The 22,597-nt window shown below is 64.7% G+C and carries 23 protein-coding genes; 10 read left to right on the top strand and 13 right to left on the bottom strand.

Annotation, left to right across the window (positions count from 1 at the left end; translation table 11 throughout):
* Positions 1–59: 59 nt before the first annotated feature.
* Positions 60–494: a DUF1036 domain-containing protein gene (locus ACXAG6_RS09515; protein ID WP_475337205.1), complete on the bottom strand. Its 435-nt coding sequence runs from the start codon at positions 492–494 to the stop codon at positions 60–62.
* A gap of 112 nt (positions 495–606) precedes the next feature.
* On the opposite strand from ACXAG6_RS09515, the gene ACXAG6_RS09510 reads away from it, so the two are divergent.
* The 6 genes from ACXAG6_RS09510 to ACXAG6_RS09485 all read left to right on the top strand — a co-directional run bounded on the left by ACXAG6_RS09510 (position 607) and on the right by ACXAG6_RS09485 (position 5,169).
* Positions 607–1,131 carry a hypothetical protein gene (locus ACXAG6_RS09510; protein ID WP_475337204.1) on the top strand — a complete coding sequence of 175 codons (525 nt, stop codon included), beginning with the start codon at positions 607–609 and terminating at the stop codon, positions 1,129–1,131.
* 194 nt (positions 1,132–1,325) lie between these two features.
* A complete protein-coding gene (locus ACXAG6_RS09505; protein ID WP_475337202.1) occupies positions 1,326–1,769 on the top strand; it encodes a hypothetical protein in 444 nt (147 codons plus the stop codon).
* Positions 1,770–1,802: 33 nt separating this feature from the next.
* Positions 1,803–2,453 carry a MotA/TolQ/ExbB proton channel family protein gene (locus ACXAG6_RS09500; RefSeq protein WP_140013675.1) on the top strand — a complete coding sequence of 217 codons (651 nt, stop codon included), beginning with the start codon at positions 1,803–1,805 and terminating at the stop codon, positions 2,451–2,453.
* Positions 2,454–2,469: 16 nt separating this feature from the next.
* On the top strand, positions 2,470–3,012 hold the full coding sequence (locus ACXAG6_RS09495) for an ExbD/TolR family protein (RefSeq protein ID WP_140013674.1): 543 nt from the start codon (positions 2,470–2,472) through the stop codon (positions 3,010–3,012).
* A gap of 49 nt (positions 3,013–3,061) precedes the next feature.
* Positions 3,062–3,478 (top strand): biopolymer transporter ExbD, encoded by a 417-nt coding sequence (locus ACXAG6_RS09490; RefSeq protein WP_475337201.1) that lies wholly within the window; start codon positions 3,062–3,064, stop codon positions 3,476–3,478.
* Positions 3,475–5,169: a hypothetical protein gene (locus ACXAG6_RS09485; RefSeq protein ID WP_475337199.1), complete on the top strand. Its 1,695-nt coding sequence runs from the start codon at positions 3,475–3,477 to the stop codon at positions 5,167–5,169. Before ACXAG6_RS09490 ends, ACXAG6_RS09485 begins: the two co-directional genes overlap by 4 nt.
* 12 nt (positions 5,170–5,181) lie before the next feature.
* Here ACXAG6_RS09485 and ACXAG6_RS09480 read toward each other — a convergent pair whose 3' ends face one another.
* From ACXAG6_RS09480 to ACXAG6_RS09430, 11 genes are all read right to left on the bottom strand, one after another.
* Positions 5,182–6,651, bottom strand: a complete 1,470-nt coding sequence (locus ACXAG6_RS09480) for a mannitol dehydrogenase family protein (RefSeq protein ID WP_475337198.1) — start codon at positions 6,649–6,651, stop codon at positions 5,182–5,184.
* 1 nt (position 6,652) lies between these two features.
* Complete coding sequence (locus ACXAG6_RS09475) at positions 6,653–7,666, bottom strand: ABC transporter ATP-binding protein (RefSeq protein WP_475337197.1); 1,014 nt, start codon at positions 7,664–7,666, stop codon at positions 6,653–6,655.
* A 12-nt stretch (positions 7,667–7,678) separates the two neighbouring features.
* Positions 7,679–8,509 (bottom strand): carbohydrate ABC transporter permease, encoded by an 831-nt coding sequence (locus tag ACXAG6_RS09470; RefSeq protein ID WP_475337196.1) that lies wholly within the window; start codon positions 8,507–8,509, stop codon positions 7,679–7,681.
* Between the two features lie 15 nt (positions 8,510–8,524).
* Positions 8,525–9,391: a carbohydrate ABC transporter permease gene (locus ACXAG6_RS09465; RefSeq protein ID WP_475337194.1), complete on the bottom strand. Its 867-nt coding sequence runs from the start codon at positions 9,389–9,391 to the stop codon at positions 8,525–8,527.
* Positions 9,392–9,598: 207 nt separating this feature from the next.
* Complete coding sequence (locus tag ACXAG6_RS09460; RefSeq protein ID WP_475337193.1) at positions 9,599–10,903, bottom strand: ABC transporter substrate-binding protein; 1,305 nt, start codon at positions 10,901–10,903, stop codon at positions 9,599–9,601.
* A gap of 162 nt (positions 10,904–11,065) precedes the next feature.
* A complete protein-coding gene (locus tag ACXAG6_RS09455) occupies positions 11,066–12,022 on the bottom strand; it encodes a sugar-binding transcriptional regulator (RefSeq protein ID WP_140013666.1) in 957 nt (318 codons plus the stop codon).
* A 12-nt stretch (positions 12,023–12,034) separates the two neighbouring features.
* Positions 12,035–12,706, bottom strand: a complete 672-nt coding sequence (locus ACXAG6_RS09450) for an HAD family hydrolase (protein ID WP_475337192.1) — start codon at positions 12,704–12,706, stop codon at positions 12,035–12,037.
* A 299-nt stretch (positions 12,707–13,005) separates the two neighbouring features.
* A complete protein-coding gene (aptA, locus tag ACXAG6_RS09445) occupies positions 13,006–14,325 on the bottom strand; it encodes an omega-aminotransferase AptA (protein ID WP_475337190.1) in 1,320 nt (439 codons plus the stop codon).
* A gap of 63 nt (positions 14,326–14,388) precedes the next feature.
* Entirely contained in the window at positions 14,389–15,297 is a 909-nt protein-coding gene (locus ACXAG6_RS09440) for an AEC family transporter (protein WP_475337189.1), read from the bottom strand.
* The gene (locus ACXAG6_RS09435) at positions 15,294–16,652 is read right to left on the bottom strand and encodes an aminotransferase (protein WP_475337188.1); all 1,359 of its coding nucleotides are present in this window, start codon (positions 16,650–16,652) and stop codon (positions 15,294–15,296) included. The genes ACXAG6_RS09440 and ACXAG6_RS09435 overlap by 4 nt, the downstream gene beginning before the upstream one ends.
* 63 nt (positions 16,653–16,715) lie before the next feature.
* Positions 16,716–17,222: a MarR family winged helix-turn-helix transcriptional regulator gene (locus tag ACXAG6_RS09430; protein ID WP_140013661.1), complete on the bottom strand. Its 507-nt coding sequence runs from the start codon at positions 17,220–17,222 to the stop codon at positions 16,716–16,718.
* A 226-nt stretch (positions 17,223–17,448) separates the two neighbouring features.
* Here ACXAG6_RS09430 and ectA point away from each other — a divergent pair, with 226 nt between their 5' ends.
* The 4 genes from ectA to ACXAG6_RS09410 are packed head-to-tail and all read left to right on the top strand — an operon-like array spanning position 17,449 to position 21,168.
* Positions 17,449–17,982, top strand: coding sequence for a diaminobutyrate acetyltransferase (ectA, locus tag ACXAG6_RS09425; RefSeq protein ID WP_140013660.1), 534 nt, complete (start codon positions 17,449–17,451; stop codon positions 17,980–17,982).
* A 49-nt stretch (positions 17,983–18,031) separates the two neighbouring features.
* On the top strand, positions 18,032–19,324 hold the full coding sequence (ectB, locus tag ACXAG6_RS09420) for a diaminobutyrate--2-oxoglutarate transaminase (RefSeq protein ID WP_475337186.1): 1,293 nt from the start codon (positions 18,032–18,034) through the stop codon (positions 19,322–19,324).
* Positions 19,325–19,328: 4 nt separating this feature from the next.
* On the top strand, positions 19,329–19,733 hold the full coding sequence (locus tag ACXAG6_RS09415; protein WP_475337185.1) for an ectoine synthase: 405 nt from the start codon (positions 19,329–19,331) through the stop codon (positions 19,731–19,733).
* A 1-nt stretch (position 19,734) separates the two neighbouring features.
* A complete protein-coding gene (locus ACXAG6_RS09410; RefSeq protein WP_475337184.1) occupies positions 19,735–21,168 on the top strand; it encodes an aspartate kinase in 1,434 nt (477 codons plus the stop codon).
* 62 nt (positions 21,169–21,230) lie between these two features.
* Here ACXAG6_RS09410 and ACXAG6_RS09405 read toward each other — a convergent pair whose 3' ends face one another.
* Positions 21,231–22,553, bottom strand: coding sequence for an aspartate aminotransferase family protein (locus ACXAG6_RS09405; protein ID WP_475337182.1), 1,323 nt, complete (start codon positions 22,551–22,553; stop codon positions 21,231–21,233).
* Between the last annotated feature and the right edge of the window lie 44 nt (positions 22,554–22,597).

The following is a 22,597-nucleotide window of genomic DNA, read 5'->3' as shown; positions in this document are numbered from 1 at the left end:
CCGTTCAATTCTTTATGTTCAAGTAGATGTGACTGCATCGCCGCCACGTCAACCCCTGCTTACCCCCCACCCGGGGGCGTTACGAAGAGCGTCCAGCGCACGGTGGCCTGTGTGTCGACCTCATGAAACATCGCCGCCTTGTGGCCGCGCTCCCAGCAGTTTTCGATCCCGTCGATCTCGAAGGCCTTCGCGCCGATGCACATCGACACGGTGCCATCTAGGATCGGCTGGCCAAAAACATCGGTGGCATAGACATAGATGTAGCGGTTACTGAGCTCGTTCTTGATGACGTTCGCGCATTGGTTGGTGCCGATCGTCCACCAGCCCTCGGTGTGGAACTGCCCCCCGACCGATTGGGCGATCGCGACGTTGATGACGTCAAAACTCTGGTTGCAAACAGCGAATTCAGCCCTTGCGGGCGCCGAAATCGTTGCGCCGGCGACACATATTGCCGCCGCGAAACTGGTGTTAATCAACGATAATCTGCCTGTCATGGCGTGACTTAAGCCGCTTTTGAGCAGAGGGGCAAGAAATCGCCTTTATTGTGCCGCAGATTGAAAACAATCCGGTGAGAACTTATATTCGTACCAAAGTTGGAGAAAGACCATGACTGTGAAGTTCGTGAAGCCGTTTGTGGCTGTGGCTGCCATGTCGATGGGTCTTGCCGCCCCCGCAACCGCCCAAATCGCAAAATTCCACGTAATGACCCCGACCGTGCCGGGCATGCTGAAGGTCGACAAGATCTCTGCAGGCGATGACGCGCTGGCGGATTTCGTTGGCTCCACCGGGCAGATGGCCGGGCAAAAATCGGCCTCGCTTGGCGACATGCGCGCAGCAGAGAGCATCATTGCCGGCACCGGTCAGGTGATCGAGCGCGACGATGAAGAGGGAACCGGCACGCTTGAGCAGTTGGCTCAGGCCTTTGACGGCGGCAACGACAACGAAGAGACGCCTACGCGGCCTTCGCAGCCCGTTGCGCAGGAATCGTCCAACGATGAGCACAATGACATTCCGATCGTCAGCCGCCCCGAGATCGAGCGTCCGGTGATCGTGAGAACCCGCGCCAGCAGCCCCCGCGGCGGTGCAAAGATCAATTCGGGCGCAATGTGGAGCGTCGGCCAGTTCCGCTGAGCCCGGCGGCACCGCGCCGCAGATAGCAGACAGGATCAGCCCGGAGGCTCCACGCCTGCCGGGCTTTTTCATGCCCGGCCCACAGCCTTCCTCCTTCGGGTCACACGATTTTCCCAAGCGAAGGCTTTGCGCCCGCGCAGGGGCGTGTTAGCACTTTTCACACAAGAATTAACCGTAACGGGGGGAGGCGTGACGTGCCTGTTCTGAAAACCTTTTATTCCACGCTGATCGCAACGGCCGCTGCCGGTGTGATGGCCACTGGCCTCGCGCTTCCGGCCTTTGCCCAATCGGGCAACTTTGGCCTCGAGCTCAACGCCGCCCGCGATGTCGGCGAAGGCTGCCGGCTGACCTATGTGGCCACCAACAACACCGGCGAGGGGCTGGAAAAAGCCTCTTACGAGGTGGCCGTTTTCGATCAGGACGGGGTGGTTTCGCGGCTGCTGATCCTCGAGTTCGGCCAGCTTCAGGCCGATAAGACCAAGGTGGTGCAATTCGACCTTTCCGACATGGCCTGCTCGAACATCTCGCGCCTGCTCGTCAACTCGGTCAGCGAATGCGTGGGCGCTGAGGGCACCTCGCCCGACTGCATGGAAGGCCTCACCACCTCTTCGCGCGCGGAGATCCAGTTCGGGCTCTGAGCGCGGGCTCGGGCCCGGCAACGGGAGTAACGGATGGACGCCTATTTGCCCGAAGGGCTGAACGGCTACGCCTGGGCGATTTTGGCCGTGCTGGCGGGTGCCTCACTGGTGGCGCTCACGGTAGCGCTGTTCAAGATCTTCCAGTTCATGCGGCTTGGGGTCGGGCGGCGCAAACTGCCCGGCCAGATCGTTGAAAAATACCTGCGCGGGGATGGCGACGGGGCGCTGGCGATGGCCGACAAGCGCAACACTTCCGCCGTCCGCGTGCTCTTTGCCGCCCTCTCGGCCCTGCGCCAGAACCGGGGCGACCGCGAGATTGCCCGCGAGCTCGCCACGCAGGTGGCGCTTGATGAGCTGGCGCTGATGGGCCGCCGGATGAATGCGCTGGAGGCCGTGGTGCAGGCCGCGCCCATGCTGGGCCTGCTCGGCACCGTGGTGGGCATGATCGAAGCCTTCGGCAAGCTCAGCCAGGCCGAGGGCGCAGTGGATCCAAGCGTTCTTGCGGGCGGCATCTGGACGGCGCTGATCACCACCGCCGTGGGCCTCGCCATCGCCATCTTCTTCTATTTCATCTCGCTCTGGCTCGAAGGGCGCATTGCCCGTGAGCGCGAGGCGCTGGAGCGGCTGATTTCGACCGTGTTGCACGGGCGGGTGGAGACCCGGCCGGGCAAGACGATCGTTTGATCGGGCGGGCGCGCCGGTGTCGGGCAAAACCGTCATCAGCGGGCCAATGCCCCACGCGGCGGGCCTATCGGGCGGCGCGGGCCACACGGTTATCGGGGCGGCAATGCCCGCCGCCGGCACCCGGCCCGGCGATGTGCACCTCCCCGACCCGCGCGGCGACCGCAAGGCCCCCTTTGCCCTGACGCCGCTGGCTGACGTCATGTTTCAGCTGCTGATCTTTTTCATGCTCTCCACCACGTTGGCACCCTACTCGCTCATCACCCTTGGTGCGCCCGCTGCGCCCACCGGCCAGAGCACCGCCGAGCCCGAAGCCCCTGGCGGCGGGGCGCAGAGCATTGTCATCTGGCACGTGGGCCGGGGCGAGTTGCGCGCCGGGGCGGCCACCCTGCCGCTGGAGGCGCTGCCGCAGGTTATCCCGGCGCTGAAGGAGAAGGGGCTGGAAGAAATCCTGCTCTTCACCACCCCTGTCGCCACCACGCAGGATGTGGCCACCGTGATCGAGGCCATCCGCGTGGGCGAAGTGGCCAAGCTGCGCCTCATCGGAAGGCCGGGGCTATGAGCGCTGCGCTGATCGCCACGCGCGCCCGCCTTGCCCGGAGGCGCGGCTGATGCTGGCCTCCAAGCTCGCCGCCCAACGCCACCGCCGCCGCGCCGACTTTGGGCTGGCACAGGTGAACATCGTGCTGCTGCTCGTGCTGTTCTTCCTCGTGGTCGGCACCATCGTCGAGAATGACGAACTCGCCGTCGACCTTTCGGAAACCACCGATCTGCCGCTGGAGCGCCTCCCCCGCCCCCTGCTGCTGATCGACGGCGAAGGGGGATGGTCGCTTGATGGGGCACGGATGGAGGAGGAGGCCGTGGTTGAGGCCCTGAGCGCGCCGCCGCCCGAGGGCCAGCCCAACGCGGTGTATATCCTCGCCCCGCGCGACATGCCCGCCGACCGGCTGCTGCGCGCCATGCAGGTGCTGCTGCCCGCGGGCCGCACGGTGAAGCTGGTGACGCTGAAGGCCGGGGACAACGAATGAGCGACACCGCCGGCCCCGTTCGCTACATCGAGCCGCGCGGGCAGGCCGAGGTGGTGCTCTGGCTCGCCGCTCTGCTCATCGCCGTCGCCGCTCATCTTGCGGCGCTGAATTGGGCCCGCGAGCAAATGCCCGAACCGGCGCCGGATCAGGCCCCAGTGGAAACCGAAGTGACTGTCGAGATGATCGAAATGGCCACGCAGGCGGCCCAGCCAAGCGTGGCCGAGGCTGAGGCGGTAGAGGCCGCCGCGCCCCCTGCCCCGCCTGAGCCCGCCGCTTCGGTGGCGGCGGCAGACCGCGCCGAGCCCGCCTCGACCCCTGAAAAACTCGCGCCCGCCGAACGGGTGGAAACCGCGCCCAACCCGCCCGCCACCGAGCCGGTGAGCGAGGGGGCGACCCGGATCACCGGTGCGCCGGTTGCCGCCCAATCCGGTGCCGCCCCGGCAGAGCGCGCGGAGGCCGCGCAAACCGCACGCGCCGAGGAGGTGAGAGAGGCCCGCGAGGCCGCCCCCGCCCGGATCACCGCCGCGCCGGTGGTGGCCGAAGAGGCCAGCCGCGCCGAGGTTGCCAGCGCCGAGCGCCCGCCCGAGGAGGTGCCTGAAACAGCCACCGCCCGCGTGGCCGATGACCGCATCAGGGCGGGCCAGGATGAAGGCCGCGAGCGTTTGCGCAGCGAGGCCGAGGTGGAGGCGCAAGAGGCGGTGCGCGACACTGGCGAGGCTCAGGCTGCCGCCGCGCCAGAGCCCGCGCCGGAGCCCAGCGCAGACCTGAGCGCGCAGCCCCCGGCAGATACGCTGGCCGCTGCCACCCCCACCGCGCCTGCCGCCACGCCCACCGCCCCTGATACCATCGCCGCCCGCCCCGAGATCCCCGATGACATGATGCCCGAACGCGTCACCCCGGTGTCACCCGTGGCCGGGGCTGGCATGCCGGCCATCCCCTCCAATCCGACGCCCGCTGAGCCTGCGCCTGCGCCCAAGCCCGAGCGCGACAGCGATTTGCCCGGCCCGGCAACAGAGGGCGGCACGGCGGCCCCTGCCCCCGAAAGCGATATTTCTGAGGCCGACCGCACCCGCTATACCGCCATTCTCGACTACCTCAAAACCTATGATGGCGGTGCCTGCTTTGCCGCGCTGCCCGCGCTGGGGGAAGAGACCGCCCAGCTCACGCTTGATGCCTTCGGCCCCAGCTCCGCCTCGCTTGACGGCTTTCGCGCCGGGATGGAGGCCGAAACCGGCGAGATCCCCAACACCTTTCTCAAGCCGGTGAGCGAGGCCCAATGCGCGACCCTCACCTTCATCCGCGAGGCCAAGGCCTACCCCGCCTTCAACCTCTACTTCGATATGGAAAACCGGGTGATCGCCTCGGGCGACTACCTTGAGGGCCGCATTCTCAACGTCTCCGGGCAAGTGGTGCACTTCCTGCTGATCGACGATGAGGGCACGGTGCAGGCGCTCGACAGCTTCCTGCAGTTTACCCGGGGCGGGGCCAGCTTTTCGATCCCGATGAACCTCACCGCCGGGCCGGTCGTTACCCAGCAGCTCCTGCTCGCCGTGGGCACGCCTGCCCGGCTCGACGTGGTGAAGGATGAAAACGACACCGAGGCTGCCAGCTTCTTTGCAGCACTTGCCGCGGAGCTGGAGGCGCGCGGCATCAGCGCAGACCTTTCGATGGTGGCCTTCTCGGTGGAGTAACCCGGCGCAGGCTCAGGCCTGTGCGGCCACATACTCCTGCAACACCGCGCGGGGGCCCTTCTCGTCGAGGTCGGCCAGAGCGGCGGCGAAGGCTTCCACAAAGCGCGGAGCCTCGCCCAAACGACCGAATATATCGCTGAGCGCCAGAAAGGCAGACGGATCTGTTTGCGCCTTCAGCGCGGCGGCCTGCAAGGCTTCGGCCCGCTCGTCCTCCAGCGTGATCTCGCCCTTGGTGGTTTCGGCGCAGTAGCGGCACCAGAGCGCGACCTCCAGCGCAAGCCCCTGCACCGCAGAGCCCGCCTCCAGCGCTTCGCGCACCGTTGGCAGCACGAATTTGGGCTGGCGGTTGGAGCCATCGAGACAAAGCCGGGCGATGGTGTCGCCCACTTCGGGGTTGGCAAAACGCTCGGCGGATTTTTCGAGGTAGGCGTCAAAGTCGACGCCCGCGATCTCGGGCAGCACCGGGATGACCTCGGAGCGCATCAGCGCCTTGAGCCATGCGGTGATATCCGGGTCTTGCATGCCCTCATGAACAAAGTGGTGCCCGAGCAACGCCGAGGGGTAGGCAATGGCGGCGTGGCCCGCATTGAGGATGCGCAGCTTCATGGTCTCGTAGGGGGCCACATCGGGCACGAACTCCACGCCCACCTTTTCCAGCGCCGGGCGGCCTTGGGGGAAGGTATCTTCCAGCACCCATTGGCGGAACGGTTCGCAGACCACCGGGGCCTTGTCGTCCACGCCGAACTTGTCTTGCACCAGTGCAATCTCGCGCGGGCCGGTGGCGGGGGTGATGCAATCGACCATGCCGGAGGGGAAGGCGACGTTGGCCCCGATCCACGCGGCCAGCTCGGGCTCGATCATCTCGGCCATGCCGACAACGGCCGCTTTGGCCACATGGCCATTTTCCGGCAGATTGTCGCAAGACATCACGGTGAAGGGCTCAAGCCCTGCATCGCGCCGCGCCTTCAAGCCTTTGACAAGAAGCCCAAAAACCGTTTCAGGGTCATCCGGGTTTTGCGCGTCTGCGGCTATCTCAGTGTTCGATTTGTCAAAGCCGCCCGTTTCGGCATCCACGAAGTAGCCGCCCTCGGTGATGGTCAGCGAGACGATGCGGATGGCCGGATCGACCATGCGGGCCACCAGCGCCGCGCCGTCGATCTCGCAGAAGCCTACCATTGCGCCGGTGACGCGGGCAGTCAGGGCCGCCGGGTCCAGCTCGACCACGGTTGTCAGCCAATCCTGCGCCTTCAGCGCCTCGCGGCGGGCGGCGTCGAACTGCTTGATCCCGGCGCCGACAATGGCCCAATCATGCCCCTCGCCCTGCCCGAACAGCCGGTCGAGATACCAGGCCATATGCGCGCGGTGAAAGTTGCCCACACCGATGTGCAGGATGCCGGGTGTCAGGCCAGCGCGGTCATATTCCGGCGCGGCAATGCCCTCGGGCAGCGACGACAGGGCCGCGTTATCCAGTTTGATCGCCATCTCAACCAATCCGCAGCCCGGCGCCGTCAAAGCGGTGCGTCTTGCCATCCTGCGGCGTCAGCCAGACGGTATCACCGTGACGTAGGGTCAGCTCGCCACCCACCCGCACGGTAATTGCCTCTTCCACCGTGTCCGCCGTCTCGGGGTGGACATAGAGGAAGGTGTCGGAACCCAGGTGCTCGGCCACGCCAACGGTGCCTTTCCATAGGCCCTCGGTGGTGGAGACGTTCAGGTGCTCGGGGCGCACGCCGATGGTGGCGGCATCGTGCCCGGCGGCATCGGCACCCTTGAAGAAGTTCATCTTGGGCGAGCCGATGAACCCGGCGACGAACATGTTGCGCGGGGTCTGATACAGCTCCAGCGGCGAGCCGACCTGCTCGATGACACCGGCCTGAAGCACCACGATCTTGTCGGCCATCGTCATGGCCTCCACCTGATCGTGGGTAACGTAGATCATCGTGGTTTTCAGGTTGTTGTGCAGCTCGCTGATTTCGAGCCGCATGTTCACCCTGAGCGCCGCATCGAGGTTGGAGAGCGGTTCGTCGAAGAGGAAGGCCGAGGGCTCGCGCACGATGGCGCGGCCAATGGCAACCCGCTGGCGCTGACCGCCCGAAAGCTGGCCGGGGCGGCGGTCGATGTAATCGGCGAGGTTCAGCACCTTGGCGGCATAATCAACGCGCTTTTCCTGCTCGGCCTGATCCATCCCCGCCATCTTCAGCGGGAAGGCGATGTTCTTCCTCACCGACATATGCGGATAGAGCGCATAGGACTGGAACACCATCGCCAGCCCGCGCTTGGCGGGGGGCGTGGTGGTGGCGTCCTTGCTGTCGATGCGGATCTGCCCGCCCGACACGTCCTCGAGCCCGGCGATCAGCCGCAGCAGGGTGGATTTGCCGCAACCCGAAGGCCCGACGAACACCACAAACTCGCCGTCTTCGATGGTCAGATCCAGCGGCGGGATCACGTTGACCTCGCCAAAGCTCTTGGCGACCTTGTCCAGAGTAATGCGTCCCATAATCCTGTTCCTTTACTTGACGGCGCCGAAGGTGAGGCCACGCACCAGTTGCTTCTGGCTGAACCACCCCATGATGAGGATGGGCGCGATGGCCATGGTCGAGGCCGCGCTGAGCTTGGCGTAGAAGAGCCCCTCGGGGCTGGAATAGCTGGCGATGAAGGCGGTGAGTGGCGCGGCCTTGGTGGTGGTGAGGTTGAGCGTCCAGAACGCCTCGTTCCACGCCAGAATGATGTTAAGCAGCATGGTCGAGGCGATGCCGGGCAGCGCCATGGGGGTGAGCACGTAGATGATCTCGGATTTCAGCGAAGCGCCGTCCATCCGCGCGGCCTCAAGAATATCCACCGGGATTTCCTTGAAGTAGGTGTAGAGCATCCAGATGATGATCGGCAGGTTCATCAGCATCAGCACCACGATCAGCAGAATGTGGGTATCGTAGAGGTCGAGGAACCGGGCGATCAGCACGATCGGGAAGAGCACGCCGACCGCAGGCAGCATCTTGGTGGAGAGCATCCACATCAGCACATCCTTGGTGCGCTTGCCGGGCACGAAGGCCATGGACCACGCCGAGGGGATGGCGATGGCGAGGCCCAGCACGGTGGAGCCCACGGCGATGATCACCGAGTTCATCAGGAAGCGGAAGTAGTTGGAGCGCTCCTGCACCACCGAGTAGTTTTCCAGCGTCCAGTCAAAGCCGAGCCAGATCGGCGGATCGGCAATGGCCTGGGCCTCCGTCTTGAAGCTGGTCAGAACCGTCCAGAGGATCGGGAAGAAAATCGCGATGCCGATGGTCCATGCGGCGGCAGTGGCGATGACCTTGCGTTGTGTTGTAACGGCGCGTGCCATGTGTTCAGCCCTCCCTCAGTTGTCCAGGTTCTTGCCGACGATCCGCATCAAGAAGATCGCGACGATGTTGGCGAGTATGACGGCGAGGATGCCGCCGGCGGAGCCGAGCCCGATGTTCTGGCTCTCCAGAACCCGCTGGTACACGAGGTAGGTGAGCGTTCGGGTGCCGAAGGCGCCGTTGGTGGTGACGAAGATTTCCGCGAAGATCGACAGGAGGAAGATCGTCTGGATCAGGATCACCACGGTGATTGCCCGGCCAAGGTGCGGCAGGATGATGTAATAGAAGCGGCTGAGTGCGCTGGCCCCGTCCATCTCGGCGGCCTCAAGCTGCTCGGAGCTGAGCGATTGCACGGCGGTAAGCAGGATGAGCGTGGCGAAGGGCAGCCACTGCCAGCTGACGATCCAGATGATCGAGAACAGCGGCAGCTCGGAGAGCCAATCTATCGGCGTGGCTCCGAAGAACTTCCAAAGGTAGGCGAAGAGCCCGTTGACCGGGTTCATGAACATGTTCTTCCAGACCAGCGCCGAGACGGTGGGCATGACGAAGAAGGGCGCGATGACGAGGATGCGCACAATCCCCTGCCCCCAGATCGGCTGGTCGAGCAGCAGCGCCAGCAACACGCCTCCGATCACGGTGATGGCAAGGATGCCGCCAACCATGATGAGCGTGGTGGCCACCGAGCTGAGGAAGGAGGATGAGCTGACGAAGCGTTCGTAGTTCTGAAAGCCGACGCAGCAATCGAAGACGCCGCGCAACGGTCGGTAATCGGTGAAAGAAAAGTAGACCGTCATGCACAGCGGGATGAGCATCCACACCAGCAGCACAAAGACGGCGGGTGCGTTCATCAACCGGGCTGCAGCGCGGGCGTGCTGGGTCGCCATGGGTGTCTCCTCCTCTGGTGCCGCGGGTCGGGGTCAGGCGCGGCAGGCTCTTCTGCGCTTAAGGTCTCGGGTGGGCTCGGACTCGCCCGCGAAGATTGGCGTCCGGCAAGATCGCGTAAAGCAGCGCGGGCCGCCGGGGCCGGGTTCCGGGCGCCCCCTTGGCAAGGGCGCCCGACGGTTGCGGGAGGGCCCGCATTCCGTAGCGGCTTACTTGTAGCCAGCGGCTTCCATTTCCTCGTTCACGAGGTCTTGGGCCTTTGCCAGCGCACCGTCAGCCGACTGCTGGCCCGCCAGAGCGGCAGAGAACTCCTGCCCAACCTGGGTGGCGAAACCGGCGAACTCGGGGATCGCGGCAAACTGCACACCGATGTAGGGAACCGGATCAACCGTCGGCTGGTTCGGGTTGGCCGTTTCGATGCTCTTCAGCGTCATCTCGGCAAAGGGCACCTTTTGGTACTCGGGGTTCTCGTAGAGCGACTTGCGTGCGCCCGGAGGCACGTTGGCCCAGCCTTCCTTTTCGGCAACCATCTCGATGTACTCTTTCGAGGTGGCCCATTCGATGAACTGCTTGGCCGCGTCCTCTTTCTGGGTGCCAGCCGGGATGCCGAGGGCCCAGGCCCAGAGCCAGTTGCCGCGCGGGCCTTTGCCGGTGTCGGGGGCGAGCGCAAAGCCAACCTTGTCAGCAACGGTGCTGTCGTCGGGGTTGGTCACGAAGGAGGCCGCCACGGTGGCGTCGATCCACATGCCGCACTTGCCCTGCTGGAACAGCGCGAGGTTCTCGTTGAAGCCGTTGTTGGCTGCACCGGGAGGGCCGTAGTTGTTCATCAGGTCGAGGTAGAAGGTCAGCGTCTCTTTCCACGCTGCGCTGTCGAACTGCGGGTTCCAATCTTCGTCAAACCAGCGGGCGCCGAAGGAGTTGGACATGGCGGTGAGGAAGGCCATGTTCTCGCCCCAGCCGGCCTTGCCGCGCAGGCAGATGCCATAAACTTCGGCGTCCTTGTCGGTCATCGCTTCGGCGGCGGCCTTGATATCGTCCCATGTGGGCGCTTCGGGCATTTCCATGCCGGCGGCTTCCATCAGGTCGGTGCGATACATCACCATCGAGCTTTCGCCGTAGAACGGGGCGGCATAGAGCGTGCCGTCAACCGAAAGGCCACCGGCCATGGCAGGCAGCAGATCGTCGGTGTCATACTCGGCGCTGAGGTCGTCGAGCGGCACAAGCCAGCCCTGTTTGCCCCAGATCGGCGTTTCGTACATGCCGATGGTCATGATGTCGAACTGGCCACCCTTGGTGGAGATGTCGGTGGTCACGCGCTGGCGCAGCACGTTCTCTTCAAGCGTCACCCACTCAACTTCGTGGCCGGTCTTGGCGGTAAAATCGTCGGTGTAGCCCTGCATCCGGATCATGTCGCCGTTGTTCACGGTGGCGATGGTCAGGGTTTCGGCGGCGGCGACGGAGCCAACCGCGCAAAGGGCCGAGGCGCCCAGAAGGGCGCGAAGCGTGCAAGTCATTGATGTCCTCCCAATGCCCCTAACGGGCAAATGCTATCGTAGTGGGCAAATACTCACACTGAGGAGAGGAGTCTGTCAACACCCTCATCCTGCGGCTGCACAAATGCGCGCCGCCCCGCCTGTGAGGCAGGGGATTTCACTTAAAGTTTAAGGAGTTGCCGGTCAGGCGATGGAGAGGACTGCCTCGGCCGTGGCCTCATCGGTGATGAGCGCGTTGATGAGCTTGCCGCGCAACGCACCGAGAATCGCCTTCTGCTTTGCATGGCCCAGCGCCAGCCCGCAGACCCGCCGGGAGGTGCCCGGATCGAGCGGTGCCGAGGACACCCGCGCGTTGGTCAGCCCCTCGATCGGGCGGCCTTCTCCGTCAAAAGCCCAGGCCACCATCTCGCCCACCGCGCCCTGCGCGATCAGCTCGGCGCTCTCTTCGGGGCTGATAAACCCATCAACAGCCAGCGGCGAGGTTTCATCAATATGGCCGAGGCCGACAAAGGTGACATCGGCCCGCGCCGCCAGCGCCAGCGTGTTCTCCACCGGCTCCTGCGCGTGCATCAGCTTGAGGTCATCGGCGCAGCGCACCACGGCAATGAGCGGCATCGGATTATGCGGCGCGCCAACCTTTTCGGCCAGCCGCACCACCACGTTATAGGCGGTGGCCGAGCCATCAGGGCTCATGTTGCCCACGAGCGAAACAAGGTGATGCTGCGGGCAATCCATCCGCGGCAGCTGCTCAACGCAAGCCCGAAGCATCCGCCCGGTGCCCAGCCCGATCACCCGCGGCTCAGGGTCGGCCAGCCAGCGCTCCATCTCTGCCGCCCCCGCCGCTGCCACGCCGGTGGCCAGCTCGGGCGCGGCCGGATCGGTGGGCACCACGTCGCAAAACTGCAGGTCGAACCGCTCGGTCAGGGCGGCGGCAAGGTCCATGCAGCGGGCTATCGGGTGATCGAGCCGAAACTTCACCAGCTTCTCGGCCACCGCAAGGCTGACAAGCCGCTGCGCCGACTGGCGCGACACCCCCAGCTTGCGGGCGATCTCATCCTGCGTATTGCCAGCCACGTAGTAGAGCCAGCCCGCTCGGGCCGCATCGTCCAGCCTCGCCGTCTCGCCCGCAGCCCGCGCCATCCGCTCTCCCCGCTATGCGTCTTTTTTAAACTCGGGGGCCATTTGATAGAAAGCGGACCAGTTGTCAAAGGCGGGAATTCCGGGGGGCGTGTCGATATCTTTCGGCGTGAACCCGGCAAAATGCGCACCGCCGGTGTAGCGCCAAACCTCCATCTCCGCCGCCTGCGCCGCGCGCAGACCGGCCTTGCTGTCTTCGATCACAAGGCAGGATTTTGGCTGCACGTTCAGGCACTTGGCCGCATGGAGGAAGAGATCGGGCGCAGGCTTGCCCCGGGCCACCTCCGAAGCGGTGAACACCCGTTCAAAAAACCGCTCCATCTTCAGCAGCCCCAGCGTGCGCCCCACCCTTTGCGGAGAGGAGGAGGTGGCCACGCAGGCCCGCCGCCCCAGCGCCTCGAGCATCGCGCTGACGCCTTCGGTCTCGAGCAGCCCTGTGGCGAACTCCTCCACCAGCCGACTGCGATACTCCGTCTCGAAGCTATCGGGCAGGTCGAGCGCAAAATCGCGCCGGATCTTCTGCGCCACCTTCGGAAAGCTCTGGCCCACGAAGTTGCGAAACACATGCTCCATCGTCACCGAAAGCCCGTGATGGGCCAGCGCCTCCACCAGCACCCGGGCCGAGATCACCTCGCTATCGGCCAGCACCCCGTCGCAGTCGAAGATCACCAGTTCGATGTGTTGCATCCCCATTCCGGTCCCTGTTCCTGCTTCGGAGCCACCCTTCGCCTGTCCCCCCAAAGGACGAGGCGCGGCTCCGGGTCAATGAAAATCGCCGAGGGGCCCCTCTGGGGATACGGCTATTTTCGTTGATGCGGAGACGTGCATCGGCCAGTCCGGGGTCAGGTGATGGCTGGTGCCGCAAGCAGCTCCTGCTTTGGTGAACCCGGAGCTGTCTCTCCCCGCCAGCCACCCCGCGCAGGCCGGGCATGGCGAGGCGGGGTGGGCGGGCGGGAGCCTCGTCATGCCCGGCCGCACCTCACAATCTATGCAAGCGTTTTCAACACCTTGGCCAACACCTCACCAATCCGGTCGATCTGGTCCTTGTCGATGATGAGCGGCGGCGAGAGGGCGATGATGTCGCCCGTGGTGCGGATCAGCACACCCTCCTCGTAGGCCGCAAGGAACGCCTCGAAAGCACGTTTGGTGGGTGCGCCCGCGATGGGCTCCAGTTCCACCGCGCCGACCAGCCCAAGATTGCGGATGTCGATCACGTGGGGCAGGCCCTTGAGCCCGTGCAGCATGTCTTCGAAGTAGGGCGCCAGCTCGGCGGCCCGCTCAAAGAGGCCCTCCTCGCGGTAGGTCTCCAGCGTTGCAAGCCCGGCGGCGGCGGCAATGGGATGGCCCGAGTAGGTGTAGCCGTGGAAGAGTTCGATGGCGTTTTCCGGCCCATGCATGAAGGCATCGTGGATCGCGCCGGAGCAGAACACCGCGCCCATCGGGATCACCCCGTTGGTGATGCCCTTGGCGGTTGTCATCAGGTCGGGCGTGACGCCGAAGTAGTCGGCCCCGAATGGCGCGCCGAGGCGGCCGAAGCCGGTGATGACCTCGTCGAAGATCAGCAGGATGCCGTGCTTTTCAGTGATCGCCCGCAACCGCTCAAGGTAGCCTTTCGGCGGCAGGATCACGCCCGTAGAGCCTGCAAGCGGCTCCACGATCACGGCGGCAATCGTCTCCGGCCCATGCAGCGCCACGATGCGCTCCAGCTCGTCCGCCAGCTCTGCGCCGTGCTCGGGCACGCCGCGGGAATAGCTGTTCTGTTCCGGCAGATGGGTGTGCGGCAGGTGATCGACCCCGTTCAGCAGCGAGCCGAAGAACTTGCGGTTGTTGACGATCCCGCCCACCGAGATGCCACCGAAGCCGACACCGTGATAGCCACGCTCGCGCCCGATCAGCCGGGTGCGCTGCCCCTCGCCCCGCGCCCGGTGGTAGGCCAGCGCGATCTTCAGAGCGGTATCCACGCTCTCCGATCCGGAGTTGGTGTAAAACACATGGTCCATCCCCTCGGGCGCCATATCCACCAGCCGGTTGGCCAGCTCAAAGGCCTTGGGGTGGCCCATCTGGAAGGCGGGGGCATAGTCCATCTCCGCCACCTGCGCCTGCACCGCCTCCACGATGTTCGGGCGCGCATGGCCCGCGTTGCAGCACCATAGCCCTGCCGTGCCATCAAGCACCTCGCGCCCATCGGCGGTGGTGTAATGCATGTCCTTCGCACCCACGAACATGCGCGGGTTGTCCTTAAACTGGCGGTTGGCCGTGAAGGGCATCCAGAAGGCTCTGAGATCATTGGGGGACTGGACGTTCATGGCTGTCTCCGAAGGATGGGAATTGCGCGGCGAGCCTGCGCCCGGTGCCGGGCAAGGTCAAGACTAGGCCAGCACCGCGAGCGCAAACAGGCTGAGGAAGGCGGTCCAGACCATCACCTGCGCCACCCGCGCGGCGGGCACGTCGTAGAGCAGGGCAAGGCTCATCGCCATCGCGCCCGTGGGCGGCGCGGCGGCAAAGACGAAAAGCCGGTTGGCCTCCCACCCGCCTGCGAACAGGGTGAGCAAAAGCGCAACGAGCGCGGGAAAGAGCACAAGCTTGATGGCACTCACCACCGCCACCGCCGTATCAAAGCGGAAGGCCACCGCGCTCAGCACCACGCCAAGCGAAAAGAGCGCCACCGGCGCGGCGGCCACGCCGTTGAAGTCCAGAAAGGTCTGAAGCGGGGCTGGCACCGGCACGCCCGCGAGGCCCAGCGCCGTGCCGCCGAAGATCGCCAGCAGCGTGGGCGTGCGGGCGAAGATGGCCAGTACCGAGCCGGGAGACACCTTGCCCAGCTTGATCGCCTGCAACACAAACATCGTGCCGCCAAAGCTGATGGTGGAGTCGAGCACCACAACCATGGTGATCGGCAGCACCCCGCCCTCTCCATAGAGCAGCACGCCGATGGGCAGCCCGTAGAACACGTTATTGGCAAAAATGCCTGCGTAGCCGAGCACAACCGACTCCCCCGGCCCCGCCCCAAAGAGCCGCCGCGCCAGTTGATAGCCCAGCGCGAAGAGCACGATCTGCGCTGCCGAGTAGAGCAAGATGGGCGTGAGGCGGAAGGTCTCGAAGGGGGCGTTCCATAGCAGGTCCAGCACCACGATGGGCACCAGCACTGTCATGGCGAAGCGGTTGATCGTGCGGGCCGACTCTTCGCTTAGCTGCCCGCCCTTGCCCAGCCCCCAGCCCAGCGCGAGGATGGCGAAAACGGGCAGGATCGGATTGACGAGAACGGTGAAAAAGCTCACGCGGCAAGCGCTTCTTCAAAGCCCAGCCGCAGGATGCGTACCATCTCGTCAATCTGGCTTTCGGTTATGGTGAGCGGCGGAGACATCACGCAGGCATTGTAGACCGGGCGCAGAAGCAGCCCGTGGCGCTGGCAAATTTCGTCGACCTTGGTGGCGAAAGCCATGTCCCTGTCTTCATCCGGGTTTGCCGGGTCCAGCTCGCATTCGATGCCCGCCATCAGCCCCTTCACTCGGATGTCGGATATCGCCGGGATGTCGGAGAGCGAGCGCAGTGCAGCCTCGAAGTGGGGCGCAATGCGCTGAACATGTTCCAGCAGGCCATCGCGCTCGAAGATGTCGAGGTTGGCCATCGCGGCGGCACAGGCGACCGGGTGGCCGGAGTAGGTGAAGCCCGATGTAAAGCCCTTGCCCCCGTTGGTGGCTGCGGTGATCTCGGCAATGAGCCGGTCGGAGATGAAGAGTGCGCCCAGTGGCTGGTAGCCCGAGGTGAGGCCCTTGGCGGTGGTCAGCATGTCGGGCTGCACGCCGAACACGCTTTCGGAGGCAAAGTAATGCCCGAGCCGCCCGAAGGAGGTGACGACCTCGTCGGCGACGAAAAGCACGTCATGCTTGCGGCAAACCTCGGCGCAGCCCGCAAGGTAGCCCTCCGGCTGCACGATCACCCCGCCAGAGGCCATGACCGGCTCTGCGATGAAGGCGGCGACCTTATCGGGGCCGACGTGCAGGATCATCGCCTCCAGCTCAGCCACCTTCTCGGCGGTGAAATCCTCCAGCGATTGCCCTGCGGGCCGGTCCTTCGGCTTGGGACAGGAGAGGAAGTGGATGTGATCCTCGATCATGTCCATCTCCGCCTTCTCCCGCATCTTCCCCGAACAGGAGCCGGTAAGATAAGTGGAGCCGTGATAGGCGTTGACCCTTGATATGATGTGCTTTTTCTCAGGCCGCCCGAGGCAGTTGTTGTAGAAGAAGGCAAAGCGCAGGGCACTATCCACCGCCGTCGAGCCGCCGGTGGTGAAGAACACGTTGTTCAAGTCACCCGGCGCGAGGGCCGCGAGGCGTTTTGCCAGCGCAGCAGCCACATCTGAGGCCATCGACCAGGGAGAGAAATACGATAGGCGGCGCATCTGGTCGGCGCAGGCCTCCACGATCTCCTCGCGCCCGTGGCCCACGTTCACGCACCACATGCCACCGGGGCCGTCGATCGTCCGCTTGCCGTTGCTGTCGGTCACATAGATGCCGTCGCTGTCGGTCAGCACCGTGCGGGGCGTCTCGCCAATGGCGGTCACATCCTCCCACGGGTGCAGGAAGTGACGGTCGGCCTGATGAATGTCGCGGGTGCTTGGGGAATCAGTCATGCGGCGGAGTGTAGACCTGCGCGCAGCCGGGGGGCAGAGGCCTTCGCCGCCACCTCGCCTGCCCTAGCGTGGCTTGTGCGGCGCATGAATCGCGCCTGCCGTCAGCAGCGGAGACGCGTCTATCTCTTCGGCATCCAGCATCGCCGCCACACGCTCCAGCGAGGCCACGAGCTGGGCCTGCTCCCAATCGGCCATCTGATCGAAGGCACGCACAAAGCGCTGCTGAAGCGCATCTGGCGCATCCTTCACCACCTCCCGGCCACTGGCGGTGATGACAACATTGGTCTGCCGCCGGTCGGTTTCGGAGCGCTCGCGGGCCACGTGGCCGGTGGCTTGCAACTTGTCGATCAGCGCCGTCACCGTGGCCTGAACAACGCCCATCTGGTTGGCCAGCGCCTTGGGTGTGCTGGTGCCGCCGGGCTTGCCATGCAGGATCTGCAACACCCGCAGCTGCACCGGGGTGACGCCGACGGTGTGGGCAAGGTCGCGGTCATATAGCGCCGTTGCCCGAAGAATGCGCCGCAGCGCAATCAGGCTTTCGTCAACACGATCGGCGGATGTTCCTGTCATGCTCAAACTGTTGCACGAGGTCGAAAATCTCTTCAATCCCCAAAGCATCCAGGGCGGATACTTCACAAAACAAAGGGCATTTGTTGCGGAACCTACACGGTTCTTAAGCATTTCTCCGCCAGATTTCAGCATTTTTGTGAAATGACAATGAAACTTTCCTTCGCGTGTTGAATTACTCCCCCAACCCGATTAGTTAGCTTTACGAAGCAAATGAGGATAGATGACCATGCCAAGAGATCTCGCCGAACCCCGATCGCGCACGCCCCTTCTGCGCAAACCTGATGCGACGGACGGGGCTGACATCTGGGCGCTTGTCAAAAGCTGCAAGCCACTCGACGAGAACTCCATGTATGCCAACCTCATTCAGGCCGACCACTTTCGCGATACCTGCGTGGTGGCCGAGCTTGATGGCGAAATCGTCGGCTGGATCTCTGGCCACATCATCCCCGCCAAAAACGAGCTCTTCGTCTGGCAGGTCGCCGTTAGCGCCAAAGCGCGGGGCCTCGGCCTCGGCAAGCTGATGCTGGCCGAACTCATCGAGCGTGACGCCTGTGATGAGGCAGATCACCTGAAGACCACGATCACCAAGGATAACGCCGCCTCTTGGGGCCTCTTCCGCAGCTTCGCCCGCTCTATCGGCGGCGAGTTGAGCGATGAGCCGCACTTCGAGAGCGATGCCCATTTTGGCGGTCAACACGACACCGAACACATGGTGACGATCAGCCTGCCCTCCCCCGGTGCGCTGGCGCGCGCGGCCTGATCGACCTCTGACCCCCAACAGACCGGATTCAATCCTGAAAGGATTCCTCATGCCCAAGGACATGACCGATACCGCTGATATCTTTACCCGTCGCGAGAGCGAGGCCCGCTCCTATTGCCGTGGCATGCCCGCGATGTTTTCCAAGGGGCGCGGCTCCGAGCTGATCGACGCCGATGGCAACGCCTGGATCGACTTTCTCGCCGGCTGCTCCTCGCTGAACTACGGCCACAACGACCCCGATATGAAGACCGCATTGGTCGAGCACATCACGGGTGACGGCATTGCGCACGGGCTCGACCTGCATACCGATGCCAAAGGCGCCTTCATCGACGCCTTCGAGCGCCACATCCTCGCGCCCCGCGACATGGATCACCGGCTGATGTTCACGGGCCCGACCGGCGCAAATGCCGTTGAAGCGGCGATGAAGATTGCCCGCAAGGTCACTGGCCGCACCAATATCATCGCCTTCACCAACGGCTTTCACGGCGTCACCATGGGCGCATTGGCGGCCACCGGCAACGGCTACCACCGGGGCGGCGCCGCAATGGCGACCTCGGGCGTGACCCGCATGCCCTATGACGCTTACTTCAGTGAAGATGTCGATACCGCCGCGCAGCTTGAGCAGATGCTCTCGGATGCCTCCGGCGGCGTGGATGCCCCTGCCGCGATCATTCTGGAGACCGTGCAGGGCGAAGGCGGCCTCAATGCCGCGCGGCCCGAATGGGTGCGCCACATCGCGGCGATTGCCAAGAAACACGGCGCGCTGCTCATCATCGACGACATCCAAGCCGGTTGCGGGCGCTGCGGCACCTTCTTCTCCTTCGAGGAGATGGGCGTGACCCCGGATATCGTGACGATGGCCAAGAGCCTTTCGGGCTTTGGCCTGCCCTTCGCCATGCTGCTGGTGCGCCCCGAGCATGACGTGTTCGGCCCCGCCGAGCACAACGGCACCTTCCGCGGCAACACCCATGCCTTCGTGACCGCCCGCGTGGCGATCGAGAAGTTCTGGGCCGATGATGCCTTCCAGAAGGAACTGGCCGAGAAGCAGCAGCTCATTCACGACCGGCTGGCCGATGTTGCCGCCCTCGTGCCCGGCGCACACCTCAAGGGCCGTGGCCTGATGCAAGGCGTCGATGTCGGCTCTGGCGAGCTGGCCGGTGCCATCTGCGCCCGCGCCTACGAGCTGGGCCTCGTCATCGAGACCTCGGGCAACGAAGACCAGGTGGTCAAGGTGCTCGCCCCCCTCACAACCCCCGTCGAGACCTTCTCGAAGGGGTTCGATATCCTGCTGACCGCCGCCCGTGGCGTGCTGGACAGCCAAGCCAAGATTGCAGCGGAGTAACCCGATGATTGTCAGAGATTTCAACGAGATCGTCAAAAACGAGCGCGACCGTGTGGTCAGCGATGCCCAGTGGAGCTCCGTGCGGATGCTGCTGGCGCAGGATGGCATGGGCTTTTCGTTCCACATCACCTTCCTTGAAGCCGGTTCTGAGCACACCTTCGAATACAAGAACCACTTCGAGAGCGTCTATTGCATGGAAGGCAAGGGCTCGATCACCGATCTGGCCACCGGCGAGACCCATGCAATCAAGCCCGGCGTCATGTATGCGCTGAACGAGCATGACCGCCACGTGCTGCGGGCCGAAGAAGAGCTGGTGATGGCCTGCGTCTTCAACCCGCCCGTGACCGGCACCGAGGTGCACCGTGAAGATGGCTCCTATGCCGCCGCCGACGAGGCCGTGGAGGCCTGAGATGACCCATACGGTTGAAAAGATCGGCGGCACCTCGATGGACCGCATTCATGACCTGCGCGACACGCTCATCCTTGGTGGGCGCGGCGCGGAGGAGCTTTACGGCCGGGTGTTCGTGGTGTCGGCTTTCGGCGGCATCACCAACCTGCTGCTGGAGCACAAGAAAACCGGCGAACCCGGGGTCTATGCGGCCTATGCCATGGGCGACGATGCCGAAGGCGAGGGCTGGGAAGCCCGGCTGAACCGCGTGGCCGAGGCCATGCGCGCGGCCAACAGCCGGGTGCTGGAGGCGCCGGAAGATCTCGAAAAGGCCGAGACCTTCGTGGAAGAGCGCATTCAAGGCGCCCGCACCAGCCTGCTGAACCTGCGCCGCCTGTGCCGCCACGGCCACTTCCGCCTGTCCGAAAACCTGGCCCACACCCGCGAGCTTCTCGCCGGCATGGGCGAGGCACATTCGGCCTATGTCACCACCCTGATGCTGAAGCGGGCGGGCGTAAAGGCGCGCTTTGTCGATCTTTCAGGCTGGCGTGACGAAGGCGGTCTCTCGCTGGGCGAGCGCATCACCGCCGCGCTGGATGGCATTGATATGATGACAGAAATGCCCATCGTCACCGGCTACGCGCAATGCGTCGAAGGGCTGATGGGTGAATTTGACCGCGGCTATTCCGAGGTCACCTTCTCGCGGCTTGCAGCCCTCACCGGCGCGCGCGAAGCGATCATCCACAAGGAGTTTCACCTCTCTTCCGCCGATCCCAAGCTGGTGGGCGACGGGGCGGTGCGCAAGCTCGGCCGCACCAACTACGACGTGGCCGATCAGCTCTCGAACCTCGGGATGGAGGCGATCCACCCCAAGGCCGCCAAAACCCTGCGTCAGGCCGAAGTGCCGCTGCGGGTGACCAACGCCTTTGAACCCGAAGATCCGGGCACCCTCATCGACGACCGCCCTGCCGACACCCCGGCGGTGGAAATCGTCACCGGGCTCGATCTCTTCGCCCTGGAAGTCTTTGAGCAAGACATGGTGGGCGTGAAGGGCTATGACGCGGCCATTCTCGACGTGCTCAAGCGCCATAACGTGCGGATCGTGTCGAAGGTCTCCAACGCCAACACGATCACCCATTACGTCGATAGCTCGATGAAGGCGCTGCGACGGGTCGAGAATGACCTGACCAAGCTCTACCCCTCCGCCGAGATCAGCGCCCGTGCCATAGCCATGGCCTCGGTGATCGGGCGTGACCTTTCGGGGCTTTCGGTGCTCACGCGCGGCTTGCAGGCCATCGCCTCTGCCGGGCTTGAGGCCATCGGCGCCAGTCAGGGCCCGCGCAACGTGGATGTGCAGTTCATCCTCGACCGAGACGCGCTGAAGCCCGCAACAGCCGCGCTTCATGCAGCACTGGTAGAGGGCAAAACCCGCCCCTCGCTGGTCCGCGCGGCCTGAGCACACTTTTTCACCCCGGCGCCGCAGTTCGCGCCGGGGTGCCCTACCCTACCCCCACCGATTCAAGCCAATACGGCCTTCACGCTGGCCGAGAGCTTGCCCACCAACTCATCTATCTGCGCTTTGGAGCAAATGAACGGCGGGGCGAGCAGCACGTGGTCGCCTGACTGCCCGTCAATCGTGCCATTCATCGGATAGCAGATCAGCCCGTTCTCCATGGCTGTCGCCTTTAGCCGGGCCGCGAGTTTGCGGCTTGGGTCGAACGGCGCTTTGGTGCCGCGATCGGCCACAAATTCCAGCCCGCGAAACATGCCGCGCCCGCGAATGTCGCCCACATGCGGATGCTGGCCAAACTCCGCCTCCAGCGCCTCGCCCAGATAGTGCCCCATCTCGGCGGCCCGCGCGGTCATCCCGCCTGTTGTCAGCTTGGTCACCACCGCGAGTGCCGCAGCGCAGGCCACCGGATGGCCAAGGTAGGTGTGGCCATGCTGGAAAAACCCGCTGCCCTCCTCGATGGCGCGGTAGATCTCGCCCGAACAGAGCATTGCGCCAATCGGCTGATAGCCCGCGCCCAAGCCCTTGGCGATGGTTATGATATCGGGGCGCACGCCGTCCTGCTCGCAGGCAAAGAAGCTGCCGGTGCGCCCCATGCCGCACATCACCTCGTCAAGGATCAGCAGCACGCCGTACTTGTCGCAAATCTCGCGGATGCGGCGGAAGTAGCCCGGCACCGCCGGCACCGCCCCCGCCGTGGCCCCCACCACCGGCTCGGCCAGAAAGCCGATCACCGTTTCCGGGTCGACGCGCAGCAGCTCGGCCTCCAGCTCATCGGCCACGCGCTGGCCGTATTGCTCCGCACTCTCCCCCGCCTCGCGGCCCCGGTATTCGTAGCAGGGCGCAATGTGGCTGGCCGAAACCATCACCGGATCGAAGGGCGCGCGCCGCCACAGGTTGCCCCCGGTGCCCAGCGCGCCAAGCGTGTTGCCGTGATAGCTTTGGCGGCGAGCGATGAAGCGGGTGCGCTCGGGCTGGCCGATTTCCAGCATGTACTGCCGCGCCAGCTTGAGCGCTGATTCCACCGCCTCCGAGCCGCCCGAAACCAGATAAACCCGCTCGGTTCCTTCCGGCGCATGGGCAATTAGCGCATCGGCCAGCGCCTCCGCCGGGGGTGACGTAAGGAAACCCGTATGCGCAAACTCCAGCGACTCAAGCTGCGCCCGGATCGCCGCGATAACGTCTTTGTCGCCATGCCCCAAGCAGGACACCGCCGCACCGCCTGAGCCGTCTAGATAGGATTTTCCTTCCGAATCATACAGGTAGATACCTTCACCGCGCACTGCCATGGGCAGCTTGCCCTTGGTCTGCCGTCCAAACACGTGAGTCATGTGCTTTCCAGATTGTCAGAGAACCTGCCCCCACTGAAACAGCT

This window comes from Vannielia sp. ABF1_015 (assembly GCF_056160745.1).
Note: the sequence above shows the minus strand (reverse complement) of the source record. Positions and strands in the feature narration are given on the sequence as shown.

What these genes read in the sequence shown, in the direction of transcription:
- ACXAG6_RS09515 (WP_475337205.1), bottom strand. Translation starts at nt 494, where the DNA reads ATGACAGGCAGATTATCGTTGATTAACACCAGTTTCGCGGCGGCAATA.
- ACXAG6_RS09510 (WP_475337204.1), top strand. Translation starts at nt 607, where the DNA reads ATGACTGTGAAGTTCGTGAAGCCGTTTGTGGCTGTGGCTGCCATGTCG.
- ACXAG6_RS09500 (WP_140013675.1), top strand. Translation starts at nt 1,803, where the DNA reads ATGGACGCCTATTTGCCCGAAGGGCTGAACGGCTACGCCTGGGCGATT.
- ACXAG6_RS09490 (WP_475337201.1), top strand. Translation starts at nt 3,062, where the DNA reads ATGCTGGCCTCCAAGCTCGCCGCCCAACGCCACCGCCGCCGCGCCGAC.
- ACXAG6_RS09485 (WP_475337199.1), top strand. Translation starts at nt 3,475, where the DNA reads ATGAGCGACACCGCCGGCCCCGTTCGCTACATCGAGCCGCGCGGGCAG.
- ACXAG6_RS09480 (WP_475337198.1), bottom strand. Translation starts at nt 6,651, where the DNA reads ATGGCGATCAAACTGGATAACGCGGCCCTGTCGTCGCTGCCCGAGGGC.
- ACXAG6_RS09475 (WP_475337197.1), bottom strand. Translation starts at nt 7,666, where the DNA reads ATGGGACGCATTACTCTGGACAAGGTCGCCAAGAGCTTTGGCGAGGTC.
- ACXAG6_RS09470 (WP_475337196.1), bottom strand. Translation starts at nt 8,509, where the DNA reads ATGGCACGCGCCGTTACAACACAACGCAAGGTCATCGCCACTGCCGCC.
- ACXAG6_RS09465 (WP_475337194.1), bottom strand. Translation starts at nt 9,391, where the DNA reads ATGGCGACCCAGCACGCCCGCGCTGCAGCCCGGTTGATGAACGCACCC.
- ACXAG6_RS09460 (WP_475337193.1), bottom strand. Translation starts at nt 10,903, where the DNA reads ATGACTTGCACGCTTCGCGCCCTTCTGGGCGCCTCGGCCCTTTGCGCG.
- ACXAG6_RS09455 (WP_140013666.1), bottom strand. Translation starts at nt 12,022, where the DNA reads ATGGCGCGGGCTGCGGGCGAGACGGCGAGGCTGGACGATGCGGCCCGA.
- ACXAG6_RS09450 (WP_475337192.1), bottom strand. Translation starts at nt 12,706, where the DNA reads ATGCAACACATCGAACTGGTGATCTTCGACTGCGACGGGGTGCTGGCC.
- aptA (WP_475337190.1), bottom strand. Translation starts at nt 14,325, where the DNA reads ATGAACGTCCAGTCCCCCAATGATCTCAGAGCCTTCTGGATGCCCTTC.
- ACXAG6_RS09435 (WP_475337188.1), bottom strand. Translation starts at nt 16,652, where the DNA reads ATGACTGATTCCCCAAGCACCCGCGACATTCATCAGGCCGACCGTCAC.
- ACXAG6_RS09430 (WP_140013661.1), bottom strand. Translation starts at nt 17,222, where the DNA reads ATGACAGGAACATCCGCCGATCGTGTTGACGAAAGCCTGATTGCGCTG.
- ectA (WP_140013660.1), top strand. Translation starts at nt 17,449, where the DNA reads ATGCCAAGAGATCTCGCCGAACCCCGATCGCGCACGCCCCTTCTGCGC.
- ectB (WP_475337186.1), top strand. Translation starts at nt 18,032, where the DNA reads ATGCCCAAGGACATGACCGATACCGCTGATATCTTTACCCGTCGCGAG.
- ACXAG6_RS09415 (WP_475337185.1), top strand. Translation starts at nt 19,329, where the DNA reads ATGATTGTCAGAGATTTCAACGAGATCGTCAAAAACGAGCGCGACCGT.
- ACXAG6_RS09410 (WP_475337184.1), top strand. Translation starts at nt 19,735, where the DNA reads ATGACCCATACGGTTGAAAAGATCGGCGGCACCTCGATGGACCGCATT.
- ACXAG6_RS09405 (WP_475337182.1), bottom strand. Translation starts at nt 22,553, where the DNA reads ATGACTCACGTGTTTGGACGGCAGACCAAGGGCAAGCTGCCCATGGCA.